The organism is Mycobacterium sp. NPDC048908 (genome assembly GCF_043197955.1).
In the GTDB taxonomy this organism is placed as follows: domain Bacteria; phylum Actinomycetota; class Actinomycetes; order Mycobacteriales; family Mycobacteriaceae; genus Mycobacterium.
Map to the genome: position 1 here is coordinate 77,604 of NZ_JBICUE010000007.1, position 18,974 is coordinate 96,577.

The 18,974-nt window shown below is 67.4% G+C and carries 23 protein-coding genes; 13 read left to right on the forward strand and 10 right to left on the reverse strand.

Annotation, left to right across the window (positions count from 1 at the left end; all coding sequences use genetic code 11):
* Nucleotides 1-21 precede the first annotated feature (21 nt).
* Nucleotides 22-1,299 (forward strand): competence/damage-inducible protein A, encoded by a 1,278-nt coding sequence (locus ACGFK1_RS19475; protein WP_393432656.1) that lies wholly within the window; start codon nucleotides 22-24, stop codon nucleotides 1,297-1,299.
* Nucleotides 1,296-2,006: a 2OG-Fe dioxygenase family protein gene (locus ACGFK1_RS19480; protein WP_393432660.1), complete on the forward strand. Its 711-nt coding sequence runs from the start codon at nucleotides 1,296-1,298 to the stop codon at nucleotides 2,004-2,006. Before ACGFK1_RS19475 ends, ACGFK1_RS19480 begins: the two co-directional genes overlap by 4 nt.
* Here ACGFK1_RS19480 and ACGFK1_RS19485 read toward each other — a convergent pair.
* Nucleotides 1,984-3,084, reverse strand: a complete 1,101-nt coding sequence (locus tag ACGFK1_RS19485; RefSeq protein WP_393432663.1) for a glutamate--cysteine ligase — start codon at nucleotides 3,082-3,084, stop codon at nucleotides 1,984-1,986. The genes ACGFK1_RS19480 and ACGFK1_RS19485 overlap by 23 nt on opposite strands.
* Nucleotides 3,081-3,575, reverse strand: coding sequence for a macro domain-containing protein (locus ACGFK1_RS19490; protein WP_393432666.1), 495 nt, complete (start codon nucleotides 3,573-3,575; stop codon nucleotides 3,081-3,083). The genes ACGFK1_RS19485 and ACGFK1_RS19490 overlap by 4 nt, the downstream gene beginning before the upstream one ends.
* Before the next feature lie 18 nt (nucleotides 3,576-3,593).
* Here ACGFK1_RS19490 and ACGFK1_RS19495 point away from each other — a divergent pair, with 18 nt between their 5' ends.
* Entirely contained in the window at nucleotides 3,594-3,818 is a 225-nt protein-coding gene (locus ACGFK1_RS19495) for a hypothetical protein (protein WP_393432669.1), read from the forward strand.
* On the opposite strand, the gene ACGFK1_RS19500 is transcribed toward ACGFK1_RS19495, so the two are convergent.
* Nucleotides 3,819-4,193 (reverse strand): amino acid-binding protein, encoded by a 375-nt coding sequence (locus tag ACGFK1_RS19500; RefSeq protein ID WP_393432671.1) that lies wholly within the window; start codon nucleotides 4,191-4,193, stop codon nucleotides 3,819-3,821.
* 92 nt (nucleotides 4,194-4,285) lie between these two features.
* Here ACGFK1_RS19500 and ACGFK1_RS19505 point away from each other — a divergent pair, with 92 nt between their 5' ends.
* The 7 genes from ACGFK1_RS19505 (at nucleotide 4,286) to ACGFK1_RS19535 (ending at nucleotide 11,215) form a co-directional block, all read left to right on the forward strand.
* Complete coding sequence (locus ACGFK1_RS19505; protein WP_393432674.1) at nucleotides 4,286-5,497, forward strand: enhanced intracellular survival protein Eis; 1,212 nt, start codon at nucleotides 4,286-4,288, stop codon at nucleotides 5,495-5,497.
* Nucleotides 5,498-5,583: 86 nt separating this feature from the next.
* Nucleotides 5,584-6,363, forward strand: a complete 780-nt coding sequence (locus tag ACGFK1_RS19510; protein WP_393432677.1) for an alpha/beta fold hydrolase — start codon at nucleotides 5,584-5,586, stop codon at nucleotides 6,361-6,363.
* The gene (gene mdcA, locus ACGFK1_RS19515; protein ID WP_393432681.1) at nucleotides 6,360-8,003 is read left to right on the forward strand and encodes a malonate decarboxylase subunit alpha; all 1,644 of its coding nucleotides are present in this window, start codon (nucleotides 6,360-6,362) and stop codon (nucleotides 8,001-8,003) included. The genes ACGFK1_RS19510 and mdcA overlap by 4 nt, the downstream gene beginning before the upstream one ends.
* Nucleotides 8,004-8,005: 2 nt before the next feature.
* On the forward strand, nucleotides 8,006-8,995 hold the full coding sequence (locus tag ACGFK1_RS19520) for a triphosphoribosyl-dephospho-CoA synthase (RefSeq protein ID WP_393432684.1): 990 nt from the start codon (nucleotides 8,006-8,008) through the stop codon (nucleotides 8,993-8,995).
* Nucleotides 8,899-9,636, forward strand: coding sequence for a biotin-independent malonate decarboxylase subunit gamma (gene mdcE / locus ACGFK1_RS19525; RefSeq protein WP_393432687.1), 738 nt, complete (start codon nucleotides 8,899-8,901; stop codon nucleotides 9,634-9,636). The genes ACGFK1_RS19520 and mdcE overlap by 97 nt, the downstream gene beginning before the upstream one ends.
* Nucleotides 9,633-10,241: a malonate decarboxylase holo-ACP synthase gene (locus tag ACGFK1_RS19530; RefSeq protein WP_393432690.1), complete on the forward strand. Its 609-nt coding sequence runs from the start codon at nucleotides 9,633-9,635 to the stop codon at nucleotides 10,239-10,241. The genes mdcE and ACGFK1_RS19530 overlap by 4 nt, the downstream gene beginning before the upstream one ends.
* Nucleotides 10,238-11,215 carry an ACP S-malonyltransferase gene (locus tag ACGFK1_RS19535; RefSeq protein ID WP_393432692.1) on the forward strand — a complete coding sequence of 326 codons (978 nt, stop codon included), beginning with the start codon at nucleotides 10,238-10,240 and terminating at the stop codon, nucleotides 11,213-11,215. Before ACGFK1_RS19530 ends, ACGFK1_RS19535 begins: the two co-directional genes overlap by 4 nt.
* On the opposite strand, the gene ACGFK1_RS19540 is transcribed toward ACGFK1_RS19535, so the two are convergent.
* From ACGFK1_RS19540 to ACGFK1_RS19560, 5 genes are all read right to left on the reverse strand, one after another.
* Nucleotides 11,150-12,064, reverse strand: a complete 915-nt coding sequence (locus tag ACGFK1_RS19540; protein ID WP_393432694.1) for an alpha/beta fold hydrolase — start codon at nucleotides 12,062-12,064, stop codon at nucleotides 11,150-11,152. The two genes, ACGFK1_RS19535 and ACGFK1_RS19540, sit on opposite strands and share 66 nt — an antisense overlap.
* 15 nt (nucleotides 12,065-12,079) lie before the next feature.
* Nucleotides 12,080-12,928, reverse strand: a complete 849-nt coding sequence (locus ACGFK1_RS19545; RefSeq protein ID WP_393432696.1) for a hypothetical protein — start codon at nucleotides 12,926-12,928, stop codon at nucleotides 12,080-12,082.
* Nucleotides 12,929-12,937: 9 nt separating this feature from the next.
* Entirely contained in the window at nucleotides 12,938-14,365 is a 1,428-nt protein-coding gene (locus ACGFK1_RS19550) for an amidase (RefSeq protein ID WP_393432699.1), read from the reverse strand.
* Nucleotides 14,366-14,446: 81 nt separating this feature from the next.
* Complete coding sequence (locus tag ACGFK1_RS19555; protein ID WP_393432702.1) at nucleotides 14,447-14,689, reverse strand: hypothetical protein; 243 nt, start codon at nucleotides 14,687-14,689, stop codon at nucleotides 14,447-14,449.
* Between the two features lie 56 nt (nucleotides 14,690-14,745).
* Nucleotides 14,746-15,108 (reverse strand): hypothetical protein, encoded by a 363-nt coding sequence (locus ACGFK1_RS19560; RefSeq protein ID WP_393432705.1) that lies wholly within the window; start codon nucleotides 15,106-15,108, stop codon nucleotides 14,746-14,748.
* A gap of 96 nt (nucleotides 15,109-15,204) precedes the next feature.
* Here ACGFK1_RS19560 and ACGFK1_RS19565 point away from each other — a divergent pair, with 96 nt between their 5' ends.
* The gene (locus ACGFK1_RS19565) at nucleotides 15,205-16,836 is read left to right on the forward strand and encodes a fatty acid--CoA ligase (RefSeq protein ID WP_393432708.1); all 1,632 of its coding nucleotides are present in this window, start codon (nucleotides 15,205-15,207) and stop codon (nucleotides 16,834-16,836) included.
* A 5-nt stretch (nucleotides 16,837-16,841) separates the two neighbouring features.
* On the opposite strand, the gene ACGFK1_RS19570 is transcribed toward ACGFK1_RS19565, so the two are convergent.
* Nucleotides 16,842-17,702, reverse strand: a complete 861-nt coding sequence (locus ACGFK1_RS19570) for an oxygenase MpaB family protein (RefSeq protein ID WP_393432711.1) — start codon at nucleotides 17,700-17,702, stop codon at nucleotides 16,842-16,844.
* A gap of 103 nt (nucleotides 17,703-17,805) precedes the next feature.
* On the opposite strand from ACGFK1_RS19570, the gene ACGFK1_RS19575 reads away from it, so the two are divergent.
* Nucleotides 17,806-18,324, forward strand: coding sequence for a hypothetical protein (locus tag ACGFK1_RS19575; protein WP_393432714.1), 519 nt, complete (start codon nucleotides 17,806-17,808; stop codon nucleotides 18,322-18,324).
* On the opposite strand, the gene ACGFK1_RS19580 is transcribed toward ACGFK1_RS19575, so the two are convergent.
* Nucleotides 18,321-18,494: a hypothetical protein gene (locus ACGFK1_RS19580; RefSeq protein WP_393432717.1), complete on the reverse strand. Its 174-nt coding sequence runs from the start codon at nucleotides 18,492-18,494 to the stop codon at nucleotides 18,321-18,323. The two genes, ACGFK1_RS19575 and ACGFK1_RS19580, sit on opposite strands and share 4 nt — an antisense overlap.
* Nucleotides 18,495-18,674: 180 nt before the next feature.
* Here ACGFK1_RS19580 and ACGFK1_RS19585 point away from each other — a divergent pair, with 180 nt between their 5' ends.
* A complete protein-coding gene (locus tag ACGFK1_RS19585; RefSeq protein ID WP_393432720.1) occupies nucleotides 18,675-18,827 on the forward strand; it encodes a hypothetical protein in 153 nt (50 codons plus the stop codon).
* The last annotated feature ends 147 nt before the right edge of the window (nucleotides 18,828-18,974 follow it).

Sequence of the window (18,974 nt, forward strand, 5' to 3'; positions counted from 1 at the left end):
GCTGCCGTAATGTCGGTGGGCGTGAGCGCACGCGCGGGCATTGTCATCACCGGGACCGAGGTGTTGACCGGCAGGGTTCAGGACCGTAACGGCCCGTGGCTCGCCGACCGGTTGCTGGAACTGGGCATCGAATTGGCGCACATCACCATCTGTGGCGACCGCGAGGCCGACATCGCCGCGCAGCTGCGCTTCCTGGCCGACGAAGGCGTCGACCTGATCGTCACCAGCGGTGGCCTCGGGCCGACCGCCGACGACTTGACGGTGGCGACGGTCGCCAAGTTCGCGGGTCTCGAGTTGCTGCTCGACCGGGCCCTCGAGGACCGCATCACCGACATCCTCAAGCGGCTGATGGCCCGCTTCGACAACGTCGACATCGACGCGGTGCGGGCGGCCAACCGCAAGCAGGCGTTGATTCCCGCAGGCGCGCACGTCATCAACCCGATCGGCACCGCGCCAGGTGTCGTCGTGCCGGGCAAACCGACCATCGTCGTGTTGCCCGGTCCGCCGCGCGAGCTGCAGCCGATGTGGCCGCTGGCCATCGAAACCGACGCGGTGCAACGGGCGATCGCCGGTCGCACCACATACCGACAGGACATGGTGCGGATGTTCGGGCTGCCGGAATCCGGGTTGGCGGAGACGCTGCGGGAGGCCGAACACAGCATCGACGGGTTCGACCGGCTCGAGATCACCACGTGCCTTCGGCGCGGCGAACTCGAGATCGTCACGCGTTACGAACCCGATGCCGCACCGATCTACACCGACTTGGTGCAGCTGCTCCGCGAGCACCACGGCCGGGAGATCTTCTCCGAAGACGGGTCGCGTGTGGACGATCAGATTGCGCAGCTGCTGCGCGGCCGCCGGATCGCCACAGCCGAATCCTGCACGGGCGGACTACTTTCCGCGCGGCTGACCGACCTGCCGGGCTCCTCAGCGTATATCGCTGGCGCCGTCGTGGCGTACGCGGACGAGGCGAAGACCGAGCTGCTCGACGTTCCCTCCGAACTCATCGACACGCACGGCGCGGTGTCCGAGCCGGTCGCCGAGGCGATGGCCGACGGTGCGCTGCGCCGCTTCGGCGCGGACACCGCGGTCGCGATCACCGGGATCGCCGGGCCCGGCGGCGGTACGGAGGACAAGCCGGTCGGCACGGTCTGCTTCACCGTGAAACTCGCCGACGGGCAGACGACCGCCCGCACCCTTCGGCTGCCCGGCGATCGATCCGATATCCGCGAACGGTCCACGACCGTCGCAATGCACATGTTGCGGCGCGCACTTTCGGGTATTCAACTGGCGCCATGACGCCAGGACACGTCGCCCAGCAGCTCGCACAGATCGGCAGCTATCTGATGGAGCCCGCCGAACTCAACACCTGCCTGGGCCTTGACGGCTCCGAGTGGCAGGCGTTCGCCGCGCACTGGGACGATCTGGCCCCGGATACATACGCCGAGCAACTCGGCACACACCGGTTACGTCGATACGGCCACTTCCTCTTCAGCGCCGCCGACGGCACGTTCGAACCGGCCGCCCACACCGCGTTCGTCCAACCCGAAAACTCCAACCCGCTCTATGTCGACACCGACCGCGAATTCGAACCACTGACCGAGAGATTCACGAAAGAGCCACTGCTGCACCAGATTTTGCAGCTGTTGGGCGAGGTCGCTTCGACGCTCGCAGACGCGCCGGAATGGGACGCCAAGGTGACACCGTTTCGGGTGCTCGCCTCGGCCGACAACGCGGGACAGGCGACCCCCGAAGGGATGCACCGTGACGGCGTCACATTGGTCACCTCGCTGCTGATCGGCAGGCGCAACGCCGTCGGCGGCGAGAGCACGGTCACCGACATGGCAGGCCATCGCATCCTCGCGGCCACGTTGCGCGACACCGGCACGCTGCTACTCGGCGACGACCGGCGCACCCTGCACGGCGTCTCGCCGCTGCGGCCGCGTGATCCGTCGCGGCCCGCTCAACGCGACGTTCTCGTCATCACGTTCGCGCCGTCAGCCTGACCACATCGTCGACCACGCCGGCTAATGACCCGGAACCGGCGAGCGCGGCACGCTGGAGATCGGCGCCGGTGCCGCGCAGCGTGAGCCGAGCCATGAATGCACGCACGGTCTCATCGTCATCGGCGCGGCGCAGTGCATCGCCAACATGATCGAGCAGCCGCTCGAATTGCACCGGCGCGGGAAGGACTTGTCCGGTGAGCGCATCGACTCCGCAGCCGGACCATCCATCCCTTGCCGCGCGCCAATACGCGGCGCGCAACAACTCACTGCTGATCGGCGGCCCGGGATCGCCTGCCAGCACGCTGGCGGACGCGGTCGCCACCAGCGCCCTGATCAACACCGCGAGCGCCACGGCGTCCTCGACGTCGGCGACGACATCGGTCGACCGGACTTCCAGCGTTGGCACGTGCGGGTTCGGCCGGATATCCCAGAACGGCGTCGCAGCGTTGAGCATGGCACCGGAGTCGGCAATCGCCGCCGCGAGTTCCTCATGGTGCTGCAGAGATTCGGCGTACGGCGGCGGGCCGAGGCAGGGGAAGCGGCTTCGAATCACCGCGCGCCAGTCGGCGTATCCGGTGTCAACCCCACGATGAAACGGCGAGTTCGCGCTCACCGCGAGCAGAAGCGGCAGCCAGCATCGTAGGTGATTGCTGACCAGCACGGCGAGCTCACGGTCTGGCAGGTGCACGTGCACGTGCAGCGAGCAGACCAAGAAGTCGTCGAGCATCGTCCGGTACTGCGCGATGCCCGCGCGATAACGGGGAAGCTCGCCGACAGCTGCCGGGCCGCGGTGATCCAATACCGGCGTCCCGGAAGCGCACAGCCTCAGACCTTCTGACGCGGCCGCGCGGGCGGCGGCGGCGCGTGTAAGGCGAAGCTCCGCGCGCAACTGCTCAGCGTCGTCACACGGGGAAGTCTTGGTTTCGACTTGATAGCGGGTGAACTCGCCCGAGATCCGATCGCCGAGTTCGTGCGCCACACGCGTGACAACCGCGGCAGCGGCCGGTCGGGGCCGGAGGTCGTCGGGGTCGACCAGGATGAACTCCTCCTCGACACCGATTGTCGCGATGTCGGTCACGATTCCACGGCGTCTCGGAACGCAAGCTCGGCCTCATCGCCGTGCACGGCGAACACCACTCGCTCGAGTGAACGGGGCCGGTGTGCGCGTACCGCGTCCACCATCAGGTGCGCCGCCTCGTCGAGCCCGAAGCCGCCGACGCCGGTGCCGAACGCGACAAGCGCCAGTGACCGGCAGCCGAGGTCGTCCGCCTTGGTCAGGGTCGACCGGGTCGCGGCCCCGATGATCTCCGCCGAGGTCGGGCCGCCGAGTTCCATCGTCGCGGCATGGATGACGTAACGCGCGGGCATGTCTCCGGCCGTGGTGTCGACCGCCTCGCCAAGGCCGATCGGCGCCTTGGCCGTCGACTCCCGCTGCACCGCGGGGCCGCCGGCGCGGGCAATCGCACCCGCCACCCCGCCGCCGTGTTTGAGCCGCGTGTTGGCGGCGTTGGCGATCGCGTCCACCTCGAGCCGTGTCACATCGGCCTGCCGAACCTCCAGCGTGAGCATCGCTGTATCGTCTCACCGATGAGTTCAACCGACGAGCGGCAGGCGATTGCCGAATTGGCCGAATTGGGCGGCTGGCATCGTCGGGATGTCGACCGCACCGACTACTACGCCAAGGGCATCATCCGAGTGCAGGTGATCTGGCAGGGCGACAAAGCGATCAGCGGCAGCTCGCTCTACCAAGACGACATCATGACGGCCTATACCCGCGATCTGAGCACCGTCCAAAGCTGGCTGAAGCGCTGATCAGCTGAGCGCGGCCTTGGCCTCTGCGAGGTTGTCAGCAGCCAGCACCAGTCGGGTGTTGGTCGCAAGGTAAGCCATCGTCAGGTTGATTTTCGCGTGGCCGAGCCGGTGCGCCACCTCGCCGAGCGCGCCCGGCCGATCTTCGACATCGAGCACGATCACCTCCTGCTCGGAGGCGATCTTGATTCCGGCGCCGTGCAGGGCCTCGAACGCCGACGTGGCGTCCTGTACCAGGATATGCACCTCGGCCTGCCCGCCGCCGGTGCTCAGCGCACACAAGCCCGCGATGTTGGCGCCCGCCTTGCCCAGCACGTCGCCGACCCTCGCCAGTTCGCCGGGTTGGTCGTCGAGGTAGAGCGTCAGATCGGTCGCCATGGCGAGCGCTCCTTCCGTGCGTCTTCCACGGTATCCGCTGAGCACCTAATTGGGATGCGCTCGGCCGCCGCTTTGTGGCAGCGTCGAACCCTGTGCTCGCCTCCGAGACGCCGACGTCACTGACCATCCGATCCGCCACCGAAGCCGATTGGCCGGCGATCGCGTTGCTGGACGCCACCAATTTCGGCAGATTCGGGCATCCCGAGTCGCTTGCTGCGTGGCGGTCGGTGATGGCAACCGACGCCACGGTGCTCGCCTGCGAGGGACTCGACATCGTCGGCATGGCGCACTATCTGGATCTTCGATTGACGGTGCCAGGGGGAGCGGTGCTGCCGATGGCCGGCGTCACGATCGTCGGTGTGGCGCCGACCCACCGCCGACGCGGCATCCTGCGCACCATGTACGCCGAACTGCACAAGCGCATCGCCGACGCCCGGTATCCGATCGCAGGACTGACCGCCAGCGAGGGCGGCATCTACGGGCGCTTCGGGTACGGGCCCGCGACCATCGAACAGGAACTCACCGTTGACCGGAGGTTCGCGCGTTTCCGCGACGACGCGCCAGATCCCGGCGGGGTCCGGATCATCAAGCCCGCCGACCACCGCGCCGAGTTCGAGGACATCTTCGAGCGCTGGCGGCGGCGCACCCCCGGCGGCCTGATCCGGCCCAAGGCGCTGTGGGACGAACTGTTCACCGACCGTGAGGGGGTCCGCAGGGGCGGCACCGAGTGGTATGCGTTTCTTCATCCCGATGGTTACGCGCTGTACCGGGTGTTCGGCGACGACCCGATGGTGGTCCGCGTCGGCGAATTCGTCGCGGCGACCACAGAAGCGGCCATCGCGTTGGCCAGGGCGCTGCTCGGCCTCGACCTGATGCAGACCGTCTCGTTCGGCACACATCCCGCCGACCCGCTGCCGTATCTGCTGACCGATCACCGGGTGGCCAGGGTGACCCACGTCGAGGACGACCTGTGGCTGCGGATCATGGACATTCCAACAACGCTGGAAGCGCGGACGTATCACGCGGAGCTGTCGACCGTGCTCGAGGTCAATGATGGATTCCGAAGGGACGGTGGATGTTTCGCGCTCGAGGTGCGCGACGGGACGGCCCGGTGCATGCCCACCAGTGCCGAACCCGACATCCGCATGGGGCTCGACGTCCTCGGCAGTCTTTACCTTGGCGCACACAAGGCGTCGTCGTTCGCCAGCGCGAATCGGTTACAAGTACGTGAACTCGGCTTGATCGCGCAACTGGATGCCGCATTTATGACTGACGTGCCTGCTGTCTTGGGCTACGGTTTCTAGTCACGACCTCCGTCGAATTGACGCAGCCACCGATTGCATACATGATCTGCCGGGCGGGGGCCGGACCTGGTTGAATCGGAGCGCGCATGGACCGACGGACGTTCGCCGCAGCGGTGACCATTGGCGGCGCTGCAGCGCTGATCGGGGCACAACGCGTGTCGGCCGCACCTGTCCCCAATCCAATGCCGCAAGCGCGCAATGTGGTACTGGTGCACGGGGCATATGCCGACGGTTCCTGCTGGTCCGATGTGATCCCGTACCTCCAGGCTCGTGGGCTGAACGTTGCTTCCGTGCAGAATCCGTTGCGGACGCTGGAAGAAGATTGTGAATTCGCCCGCCGCACACTGGCATTCATGGACGGCCCCACAGTGCTTGTCGCGCATTCATATTCGGGCATGATCGCCACCGAGGTCGGCGTCGACCCGAAGGTGACGGCGCTGGTGTACATCGCCGCCCGCGCTCCCGATGCCGGCGAGGACTACACCGCGCTGGCCGCCCAGTACCCGACACCGCCTGCGAGCGCGGGTTTGGTGAAAGCGCCCGACGGATACGCGCAACTTTCCGAGGCGGCCTTCCTCAACGACTTCGCCCAGGATGTGCCGGCGGCGAGGGCCAAGGTGCTGTACGCAGTGCAGGGCCGGATCTCGAACGAGCTGTTCACCGGACGCACCACGAATGCAGCCTGGCGAGACAAGCCGACGTTCTATGCGGTGTCGAAAAACGACCGCACCATCAACCCCGATCTCGAGCGGTTCATGGCAGAGCGGATGGGCGCCAAGACAATCGAACTCGACGCCAGCCATCTGTCGATTGTGTCGAAGGCCCGGGAGGTCGCCGACCTGATCATCGAGGCCACCGGAGGGTGAGCCCGTCGACATGGGACCATCGCCGAGTCGACAAACAGGTTCGGCTCGCAGGGATCGACCGCTATGTCGACGGCAAGGTGATTGAGCAGTCGCGGTTGCGTGACGCTTTGGAGGGCCTACTTCGGCCTGGGGACCGCGTTGCTTTGGAGGGTGACAACCAAAAGCAGGCAGACTTCCTGTCGCGCACGCTGGCGCAGTGCGATCCCGACAAGGTCAACGGCCTGCACATGCTGATCTCGTCGGTGTCGCGCGCGGAACACCTCGACCTGTTCGAGCAGAAGATCGCCGCCACACTGGATCTCGCCTACGCGGGCCCGCAAAGCGTCCGCATCGCGCAGATGGTCGAGGACGGCCAGGTGCGCATCGGCGCCATCCACACCTACGTCGAGTTGTACGCGCGGATGTTCACCGACCTGACGCCCAATGTGGCGTTGTTGTGCGCGACGAAAGCCGACCGCGAGGGCAACCTGTTCACCGGGCCGAACACCGAGGACACCCCGACGATCGCCGAGGCGACCGCATTCCGCGACGGCATCGTGGTGGTGCAGGCCGACCAAATCGTGGATGTGGGTGACTTGCCGCGCATCGACATCCCGGCGGACTGGGTGGATCTCGTCGTCGAGGCCGACCGGCCGTTCGCCCTCGAACCGCTGTTCACTCGCGATCCCCGGTTGATCGGGCCGGTGGAGATCCTCAAGGCGATGATCGCGATCCGCGGTGTCTACGAACGTCACGAGGTGACATCGCTCAATCATGGGATCGGATTCGACACGGCGGCAATCGAATTGCTGCTGCCAACGTATGGGGCGCAACTGGGCCTGAAGGGCCGGATCGCCAAGCACTGGACGTTGAACCCCCATCCGACACTGATACCGGCGATCGAGTCGGGATGGGTGGAGTCGATCCACTGCTTCGGCGGTGAGGCCGGTATGGAGCGCTACACCGCGGCCCGACCGGACATCTTCTTCACCGGGCGGGACGGCTCGCTGCGGTCGAACCGGGTGCTGTGCCAACTCGCGGGACAGTACGCCGTCGACATGTTCATCGGGTCGTCGCTGCAGATCGACCGCGACGCCAACTCGTCGACCGTCACGGACGGAAGGCTGCCCGGCTTCGGCGGCGCACCGAACATGGGCCACGATCCACACGGCCGCAGACACTCGTCACCAGCCTGGCTCGGCCTCGCGCACGGGGAGTCCGACGCGTTGCGCGGCAGGAAGTTGGTGGTGCAGATCGCGCAGACATTCCAAAAAGGCGGCATTCCAACGTTTGTCGAGACACTGGACGCCGTCGAGGTCGGCAAGCACGCCGGGATGCCCATCCCGCCGGTGATGATCTACGGTGACGACGTCAGCCACGTGGTCACCGAGGAAGGCGTCGCCTACCTGTACAAGACGCCGTCACTGGCCGATCGTAGAGACGCGTTGGCGGCGATCGCCGGTGTGACGCCGGTCGGCAGGGCCGCCGACGCGTCCCGCACCGAGCAATTGCGCCGCGACGGGCTGGTGGCCTTTCCCGAGGATCTCGGAATCGCTGCGCGGCAGGCGGATCGGTCGTTGCTCGCGGCGCGCAGCATCGAGGACTTGGTCGCATGGTCCGGCGGACTCTACGATCCGCCCGCACAGTTTCGGGATTGGTGATCATGACCACGACCGTCACCCTGGCAAGCGAACAGATTGCCGATGCCGCCGTCGATGCGATGATCGCGGAGGCGCTGCTGACGCCGAAACCGGGACTGGTGGACGCGTCCGGGCGACACAGCCACCCCGACATGAGCCTGGCGATGTTGACCCGCTCTGCCCGGGCCCTGCGGGAACCGTTGCGGCAGTGCGCAGATGCGGCGACGTCCATGCCGCTGGGACGTGAACTCAGAATGCGTATCGGTGCCATCGGTCGCGACGGCGAGCGGCGCATGCTCGACACCACCGCAGGAGTCAACACCCACCGCGGCGCGTTGTGGGCGCTCGGCCTGCTCTCAGCTGGTGTCGCGGTAACCGGAAACATCACCGGGGCAACTGATTTCGCAGCGCGGCTGGCACGACTACCGGATCCTGCAAGGCGCGGTTCGCTGTCCAACGGCGAACGGGCGCGGATGCGCTTCGGAGCCCGCGGCGCGATGGGCGAAGCGCAGGACGGCTTCCCACACATCATCGGCCGCGGCCTGCCGATGCTGCGGAGGTGCCTGACGCGGGGCCAACCGGCCGACGCCGCAGCGCTCAACGCGCTGATGGCGATCATGGCGGGACTCGACGACACCTGCGTGCTACAACGCGGTGGGGCACGGGGCTTGGCCTTCGTGCAACGCTGCGCCGCCGATGTGCTGCGCGCGTCGACGTCCTCGGGTGGCGACTGGCCGGCATCGACCCCCGCACGCCGCCCGCACCGCACACCCTTCGGCAGTCGTGGGGGTCGACGTTCGAGTCCCCCGACCGCGCGCAGCCAAAACCATCCGGCAGGCCTGCCGCGCCCACCAGTCGCGGCGGGCGGTGGCTGGCCGCCGTGGCCGCCGCCGAGCCCGTCGCCGTCATCCCGTCGGTGGTCAGGGCCGACACCGAGGATGCCACCTACTTGGCAGTCGTCCCGGATCCGCAGAACCCGTTCCACCGTGCGCGGAACGGTGAGGTGGGGCTGACCGAATCCTGGGCACTGGCCACCGCGATCGATGACGTCATGTCCTCCGAGCGCACCGCAGATACCAAGCGCGCCATTGTCGCCGTTGTGGATCTGCCCAGCCAGGCATACGGCCGCATCGAGGAAATGGCAGGCCTGCACCACGCCATCGCCGCCGCTGTCGATGCATATCACCGTGCACGCAACGCCGGTCACCCGACGATAGCGATCGTCGTCGGACACGCACTGTCGGGCGGGTTCCTCGCGCACGGCCTGCAGGCGCAGCGGATCCTCGCGCTCGACGATCCCGGCGTCGAGATCCACGCGATGCACAAGTCCGCCGCCGCCAGGATCACGCTGCGCACCGTCGACGAACTCGACGAGCTGGCGAAAACCATTGTGCCGCTGAGCTACAACGTGCGGGACTGGGCTCAGCTCGGGATGTGCGATGGCCTGCTGCGGGTGTCCGACGCCGACGATCCGACCGCAACCGACATCGACGCGGTGCGCCAAGCCGTCGATGCCGCAATCAGCGCCGCCCGCAGCGGACCGCGTGACCTGTCGAACCGTCTGGACTCGCCGGGTGCTCTCGCCAACCGTAAGGCGTCAAGGGCCATCCGCGACGCGATGTCCGCGCAATGGCATCAGGCCACCCGATCATGACCACACCCCGGCCACACGACCTGGTGCGCATCGGATCGGCGGCACAGCTGTGCAGAACGAGCCCGCAATGGGTGACACCCGCCTTGCGGGACGCGCCGTGGGTGGTGGTCCGCCGGGCCAGGTGCGCACCGGGCTTCCTGCCGGTCGGCATCCGCGGCCAAGGCCGATCACGCCGCCACGCGACCGCCGTCGAACTGTCGTGCATCACCGAAGTGGTGACGCCTGCCGACCTTGTCGGCCACATCGATGAATTGCCCGACGGTGCGGTCAAGGAGACACTCGGCCGGGTGGCGGCACTGCTTGCACCGACAGGTCTGCGCTGGGGCCCTGGAGGCAGCGTCGGATTCACCTTGGCGACAGGGGTTTGCGCGGTCACGCCCGGCAGTGACCTCGACATCGTGCTGACCCTCGACGATGTGCCGCCGCTTGCGACGTTGGCCGCACTGCGGGAGTCGTTCCGCGTCCTGCCCGCACGGGTGGACTGCCAACTGGATCTGCCGATCGGCGGTGTGGCACTCGACGAACTGCTGAGCCCGGCCGATCTGGTGCTCGTCCGCACCGCTGACGGACCGATACTGACGAAGGCGGATCGGTTGGCGTCATGATCGCGTTCCTCTATCCCGGCCAAGGCGCCCAACAGGCCGGCATGCTCGCCGCCCTGCCCGACAGTGCGGCAGTGCGAAGCACGCTCGACGAAGCGACAGAACTCATCGGATCGATCCGCGATCTGGACGCCGCCGAATCGTTGACGTTCACCACGAATGCCCAACTGGCGCTGCTGTTTTGCGGCGTCGCGACGGCACGGGCACTGACCGATGAACACGGCGTGCGGCCCGATGTCGTCGCGGGTCACTCGGCGGGGGCGTTCGCCGCCGCGGTCGGGGCCGGGGTGCTCACGTTTGCCGAAGCCGTCGCGGCCGTGCGGGTCCGGGGTGATGCGATGGCGCGAGCGTGCGGCGCGGGGCGGTGGGGGATGGCCGCACTCACCGGCCTGCGACTGCGGGAGGTTCGCGACCTCGTCGACTCAACGGCTTCGGGCGACGAGTTATGGATCGCCAACGTCAATGCCGCCGACCAGGTGGTGCTCGGCGGCACCATCACCGCGCTGAACAGCGCGCGGCAGGCGGCCCAAAGTGCGGGCGCACGGCGCTTTGCGCTGCTCGACGTCGCCGTCGCGTCGCACGGACCGTGTCAATCCGACACGGCACGTGCTGTGGCACAGCAGCTTTCAGCGGTTCCGCGCAGACAACTGCGTGCGGTCTACATGACCAACGTCGGCGCCCGCAGAGTCCGCGACGACTCCGCCGCGGTGCTCGACGACCTGGCCACCGCCGTGGTACATCCGGTGCGCTGGTTCGACATCGTGCGGATGCTTCCCGAACTCGGTGTCACCGCCACCGTGGAGATGCCGCCGGGAGACGTGCTGAGTCGTCTTGTCAGCGCGACGACGACTTCGCTGCACGTCTTCAACGTGACCGAGAACGGTGTCGGCTCGATCAGCGCCCGGTTGAGGTCACCGTTGTTCGGTGCGATCCCACAGCGCGACCATCGTGTCGAGGATCTCCTCGGCCCGACCTAGGCCGGCCAGATGGCTCTCGCCGGGCAGATGGGTCAACTGCGCATCGGGTAGCTGGGACACCACATGCTGACCGTGCTCGAACGGCACGATGTGGTCGCGGTCGCCGTGCCACCAGCGGATCGGCACCTTGACCTCTTCCAGCCGGAAACCCCAGTCGCGGGCGAACACCGTGACATCGGCGAACGGCGCAGCAAGTTGTTTACGGCTGCCGTTGAGCAGGTCGTCGAGGAACATCGCCTTGAACTCGGGCCGGACCAACAGCCGCCGATCGGCCTCCGGCGAGATGCTGGCGTAGGCGTACAGCGCCGGTTCGGCGACTGGCCGGATCATTCGGATCAGTGTGCTGGCGGCCAACCGCAGTGGTGCGCCCGCGAGGTGAACCACCGGCGCCGCCGCCGAGATCAAAGTCGAGATGCCGCCGCTGGCCGCGTCTGGACCCCGCACAGGAGCGACCCCGCCGAGCACACCCGCGGCCACCACCCGATCGGGCATCGCCGCAGCGCAGGCAAGCGTGTACGGACCGCCGCCCGACAGCCCGATCACCTCGAACCTGTCGATGCCCAATGTGTCGGCGATGGTCCGCAGGTCGTCGGCGAACGCCAAGACCGTGGCGTACTGGTATGGGGTCGACGATCCAATGCCCGGCCGGTCGACACCGATCAGCCGGATGTGCTGCTTCTCGGCATAGACCCGCGCTTCCATCGGAATCTGCCTGCGGGCGCCCGGCGTGCCATGCAGCCAGAACACCGCACGGCCCCGAGGGTCGCCGAACTCGGCGAACCCGATCTGGCGATCATCACCGACGGCGATGTTGCCTTCCAGCTTGGGACGGGCGATTGCGACAGCCATGCCGAAAGTGTCTCATCACGCCGACCGGAACAAATAGGACCCCACGGTTGTGACCCGATCATCCAATCCTTCGTCGTACAGCACCGTACGGACGGCGACGGTGCTGTCGGCACCGGCCATCGGTTCGGTCTCGACCCGGAACGGGCCCGCCTTGCCGCGTGCCATGAACATCACGTGCGACGACACGCCCTGGATGCGGTCGGTGCCGGCGACGGCGGCCGCGGCATCGATCGCGGCGGTCTCGAGGATGACGAATTGCGGACCGATGTGCAGCGCCGCGTCCGGCGAGGCCACCTCGACGGCGAGTTCGGGCAACGACCAGTGACCGTCACTCCTGCGGTGGCCGCCGAACACCTGCCACAGCGGCGGCAGGTCGGGGGAGTCGACCACGTCCAACGGGTTGGCCTCCATGCGTTGCAGGCCCTCGGGTGGCACGCCGATGCTGACGCCCTGGCCCTGGGTCAAGGCCAGCACGCGGTCCGGATCGTCGGCGTCGACGACTCTGGATCGGCTGTAACCCATCTGGCGACCACGTTTGAGTTCCTCGGACACGACCTCGATGCGCCGCACGTCGCGGCCTGGGTCGACGATCTGACACGAGTGGATGACGGGATTGGGCACCGCCTCGAGATCGGACATGTGGCCGCCCTCCGGTGAGGCGATGCCCAACACCGCCAGCAGTAGCCCGTCCGCTCCGTTGCGCATATCGCGCCGGATGGCCACGGTGTTGTCCTCCGGCCCGAGGTCCATCTGCGCGTAGCTGCGGCCGATGTAGCGGTAGCTCAGCAATCCACCCCACCGCCGCCGCAATTCATCCGCGTACGCCTCGGGCGAATCGGTCAGCTCGCGAATGTCGCGCACCATGCCGCGACATTACATACTGGGCCGCCGATGTAACCATGGCATCGCGATCTCGAGTTGCGCGGAGAGCTGAAGCAGGATCGTCTCGTCGGGCGCCATCAGCTGGACACCGATCGGCAGTCCATCGGAGGTGACGCCCAGCGGCAACGAGATCGCCGCCCAGCCGGTCACATTTGCCAGCGAGGTCCAACCCGTGGTGGCGAACTCGACGTCGAAGAAGGCCCTGGTCGTGCCGCGCGGCTGGTCCAGCAGCCCGTACGGCGGCGGAGCCGTCAGCAAGGTAGGCACCAGCAACACGTCGTATCCGGTCATGCCTGCCACGAACCGGCGCGTCTGCGCGTGCACCGCAGCGATGGCGTCTGCGTACGCGACGCCCGTCGTCCTGATCCCCTCGCGCACCATCACCCAGGTGCTCGGCTCGAACTCGTCCTCGCGCGGTTCCCGGCCGAGGTGCGCCGTCGCCAGCGCGTGCAACTGGACGTTGCTGACGTTGTGCAGGACGGCGATCGCGTCGGCGACGACGTCCGCGTCGATTGAGGGAGCGCCCGGTTCGACGAAATGGCCGAGGTGACCAAGCGCGGCGCCGGTCTGCTCGACGGCCGCCACCACCTCCGGGTGCGTGGCCGGCCCTGGATACGGTGAGGAGGTTGCCAACAGGATCCGAGTTGCCGGGGGCTGCTGCGAAATCGCTTGCAGGAAGGGACCATTCGGTGGGGGAGCGCTGTACGGATCACCGGGGGCCGATCCAGCGACCGCGTCGAGAAGCGCTGCGCTGTCGCGCACGGTGCGGGTCAACGCATGCTCGTTGACCAACCCTTCCAGTCCGTGGCCTGCACCTGGCGCGAACGAGGTGCGGCCGCGACGGGGTTTCAGCCCGACCAATCCGCAACACGATGCGGGCACCCGGATTGATCCGGTGCCGTCGCCGCCCGAGGCCGCGGGCACCACGCCCGCCGCCACCGCTGCGGCCGAGCCGCCGCTGGACCCGCCGGGCGTTATCGTCGGCGACCACGGGTTCACCGTCGGCCCGAACAGCGACGGCTCGGTGGTGCAGTGGTTGCCCCACTCAGGAGTGTTGGTCTTGCCGAACACCACGAGGCCCGCCGCGAGGTACCGATCGACGATCCAGGCCGACTCGGCGGCGATGTGCGTACGCAGCGCCCGTGAGCCCATCGCCTCCGGCGCGCCGGCCAGCGATGCCCCAAGATCCTTGAGCAGGAACGGAACTCCCGCGAGCGGCCCCCGGGCGGTAAGCGCCGCGGCCTGCTGACGTCCGCGATCGAACAGATCCGCTGTCACGGCGTTCAAAGAACGGGCAGCCTCCAGGCGCACGATTGCCGCCTCGAGCAGTTCGGGCGCCGTCAACTCGCCGGAGGCGACCAAGTGCGCTTGGCCGATGGCATCGACGTCGGCGAGCGCAAAGGCATCTGTGGTGTCCATTGGCACGGATCATTCAGCGGGCAGCATCGCGGGGCAACTCGAGGCGGCGCCTGGAGTGTGAACCGCTGGACTCAGGTGGTGTCAGAGCATGGGACGGCGCGGTGATCTACCCATTTCGTAGCCGGCGGGGAAGGACATCTCGATGACCCGGAGCTGATCGTGGGCCTTGGATTCAAGTTCCAGCACGACGCATCCGCCGCCGAGGACCTTCGATTCCAACACGATGTAATGCGCGCCGCCGCCGTTGACGTCGGTGACATGCTCCCCCGAGCGCAGCGCCTCGACGGGCACCAGCTCGGGGGCTTGCAAATGGTGTGGTTCCACCTTGACGACCGTAGGCGAACCGACCTCCCCGGTGGGCCGGTTTCGCCCGCCCCGGCTCAACCACCGACCGCGATCGAGTAGCCGACGCCACCGAGCACCACCGCCACCCCGCACAACAGCAGCGTCGCGACGGCAAACGGCCAGCCCGGCTTACGCCGGTACAGCTGGATCACCGTCACCACCATGCCGACCACGCCGATGCCGCAGACCGCCAGCAATGTGGTGCCGACGGCGCTGACGGCGCCGTCGACGCTGCAGGTTTCCGGCGGGCAGTGGTCCAGAAATGCGAGCAGGAACAAGCCCATGGTCGCGGCGAGCACCCCGAACGCCACCGTCATCACGAGTACGACGATCGATATCCACAAGTCCGCGGTCGCGATCGGCGGCTTCGACGGCGACGGATGACCGGGATGCGCCATGACACGCGATGCTAATGGGTACTGGTTGTTTAGCGGTTTGTTGACGGCGTCGATCCGCTATGCACCATCATTGCGCCAGCGACTCTGGGGGTGGACATGCAGAGCACGATGCAGGATTTCCCGCTGACTGTGACCGGCATTCTGCGGCACGGCACCGGGTGGAACTCGAACCGGCGTGTCACGACTGCCACCGGCGACGGGTACCGCGAGTGCAGTTACGGCGAGCTTGCAACGCGGGTGGCGCAACTCGCCCACGGACTGCGGCAACTCGGGGTCGCCAATGGTGATCGCGTCGCGACCTTCATGTGGAACAACCAGGAACACCTCGAGGCCTACTTCGCCGCACCGTGCATGGGTGCGGTTCTGCACACGCTGAACATCCGACTGGCGGGCGAGCAGATCGCCTTCATTGCCAACCAGGCCGAGGATCGCGTTGTGGTGGTGGACATGTCAGTCGCGCCGCTGCTTGCCGAGGTACTGCCGCAGCTGACCACAGTGCGCGCCGTGGTCGCAGTCGGTGAGGGCGACCCGTCGCCGCTGACCGCGTCGGGCAAGACCGTGATCGGATACGACGACCTGCTCGACGGCCAGCCACTGGAGTTCAGCTGGCCTGATCTCGACGAAAGAAGCGCCGCTGCAATGTGTTACACCAGCGGCACGACGGGAAACCCGAAAGGTGTGGTGTACAGCCACCGGTCGAGCTACCTGCATTCGATGTCGGTGTGCACCGCCAACGCGCTGGGCCTGCGCGACGGCGACCGCGTGCTGCCCGTCGTACCGATGTTCCACGCGAACGCATGGGGTCAGCCGTATGCGGCGGTGATGGCCGGCGCCGACCTGTTGTTGCCGGACCGGTTCCTGCAGGCCGCACCGCTGGTCGACATGATCGAACAGCGCCGCCCCACCGTGGCCGCCGCGGTGCCGACGATCTGGAACGACGTGCTGCAGTACCTGCATGCCAACCCGGGGAGGGACATCTCGTCGCTGCGCATGGTGGCGTGCGGAGGTTCGGCGGTCCCCGTCGGGTTGATGAAGGAATACGAGCAGTCCCATGGTGTGCACATCCGGCAAGCCTGGGGCATGACGGAGACTTCGCCGCTTGCCGCGATCGCGACACCGCCACCGGAGGCGTCCGAGGCGGACCACTGGACCTTGCGGGCCACCGCGGGCCGGGTGATCAGCGGAGTCGAGGTCCGCCTGGTCGACGACGCCGGTGGCGTACTGCCCAACGACGGTAAGGCCGTCGGCGAGATCGAGATTCGCGGACCGTGGATCACCGGTTCGTACTACCAGAATGCCGACCCGGCGAAGTTCGACGAGGGTTGGCTTCGCACTGGCGACGTCGGCCGCATCGATCCGCAGGGATTCATCACGCTGACCGACCGCGCCAAGGACGTCATCAAATCGGGCGGCGAATGGATTTCGTCGGTGGAACTGGAACTCTTGCTGATGGATCACCCGTCGGTGCTGGAGGCCGCGGTGGTGGCAGTGCCCGACGCGCGGTGGCAGGAACGACCGTTGGCGGCGGTGGTGGTCAAAAAAGACGCTGCGGTCACCGCGGCCGAGTTACGAAAGCACCTGTGCGACAAGGTTGCTCGGTTCTGTTTGCCGGAGCGTTGGACCTTCATCGACGAGGTCCCCAAGACGAGTGTCGGCAAGTTCGACAAGAAGGTCATCAGGGGTCGCTACGCCGACGGCGCCTTCGACATTCTCGAGTGTCGCGACTGACCGGCTCAGCGGCCCGCCGTCATTGCCCACCGGATACCACCGACGACCAAGTGCCCGGCCGTCCGAATGACGGTCGCTTCGATCGGCGGGAAATAGGGCAACAGCAACGGCATTCGGGCCCATCTGGGCAACATCGACACCGAAGTGGCGGCCAGCAGGCCGTAGGGTGCCCGTGCCGCGATCGGCAACGGCGGAGTCAGCAGCAGGAAGCGCGCCGCGTCGCGCGCCGCCGGTGTTCCCACGAGTTCCGGACGGTACGCCTCGATACGGTCGCGTAGGTCGAGTTCGGTCAACGGCGGGTCGGGCACTCCCAGCGCCCGCGCGACACGGGCAGTATCGGCCACGTATCCGTCGCGGCCGTCCTGGTCGAGGGGTTGCGCGCCGTAGAGTCGGTGGGCCAGAAGGAAGCTGTCGACCTCGGCGATGTGTACCCATTCCAGCAAGTGCGGATCCGACGCTTGGTATGGCCTGCCGTCCGGGGCGGTGCCATGCACCCGCCGGTGGATTCCGCGTACCCGGTCGACCGCACGTCGGGCATCGTCTGCGGGTCCGAAGGTCGTCACCGCGAGGAATGTGCTGGTGCGCTGCAGCCTGCCCCACGGATCACCGCGGTAGTCGGAGTGTTCGGCCACGCCGGCCATCGCCAGCGGATGTAGCGACTGGAGCAGCAGAGCCCGCAGGCCGCCGACGAACATCGAGGCGTCGGCGTGCACCTGGCGGATCGGGCGGTCTTCGGCGAACCAGCGTGGCCCGGGCGTCTGGTGGATGCGCGCTCGGTTTGCGGGTCCTTCTGGTCCTGCCACCATGCCGAACAGGCTGCGCCCCAATGATTGGCGCACCGCACCGAGGTCCGGCAACACCGTCATGCTTTCGACGGTACGCGAACGGATCGGCGGTTTCGCGGTCCGACGAGGCGTCAATTATTAGTGTCGAGGCAACGCAGGCACCGATGAACGGCAGGTAGCAATGATGCGGCAGCGCGTTCTGAACACTGTGGCAGCGATGGTCGTGGCGATGCCCGCGGCCTTTGCGGTCGGCGTCGCCACAGCGCATGCCGACGGGCCGACGGGCGGCGGCGCAACGGGGGGTGGCGGGACCTACCTGGCGTTCGCCCAGATCTTCAGGCGGTGCGATTTCAGCGCCAACACACACATCGGGCCGACCGGCTACGCGGGTCCGAGCGCCACCGTGCGCAGGTCGGGCGGCGAGGTGATCGCCGACGTCCAGGTTGTCAGGGCGATCCCTGGCACCGTCTATGTCGTGGGATTGGTCCAAATCCCTCACTCGTCTGCGGTGGGTTGCAACCCCGGTGACCCCGGCGTGATCTCGGGCGTGCTCACGGCCGACGATCTGGGCAACGGCAGTACCACCGTTCGAGGTCCGATTGCGCCCGGCGCCACGGGCGCATGGATGTACGTCAGTCGCCCCGGCTATCTGTCGCAGACACCGGACGAGTTCTACACCTCCGACTTCATCGCGAAGCTTTAAGGCCTCCGGTAATCGAGCATCGGCTCGTGCTTGATCACCGCGTTGCCCGCGGTGACACGTAGCTCGGTCGGAGACACCGAGTACGTCACGCTGGAACGCTGCGCGACGAAGGTGTCAGCCGGAGTGCTGCGGGCGGAGGTGGTCAGTACCGCATCGTCGCTGAGCCGCACACCTCGGTATCCGTACCGACCGCTCGGGTCGCCGCAGATCACCACGAGTGAACCGGGGGTCCTGCCGATCGCGACGGCGGTTTGGGCGCCGTCGCATCGCGCGGGGAGTTCACGAACCCTTTCGCATCGACCGCGAAGGGGACAGGCACGGCCGGGCGAGGAGGAGTTGGACGCACAGGGGTGAGCGCAGTCGGGGGTTGCGGCGCACGGGCAGTCGGTGCATCCGGCGGGTGGGTTGCCGACTTCATCAAGACGCCCGCCGAGACCATCAGCACCGCCAGCAAGGCCGCCGATCCCCGAGCACCATCCGCCTTTGCAGCAGAAGTCGCGTAGCTGACGGCGGTTTCCGATGTCGGCCGCGGGTTCGGGACGATCGAGTCAGATACCCCGCGCTGGTGACCAAGGTCGCTCCCGTCATGCAACTTCGTGCACTTATCGTGCGGACATTCTGCACAACAACGGTCGCGGACGAACGCTCGG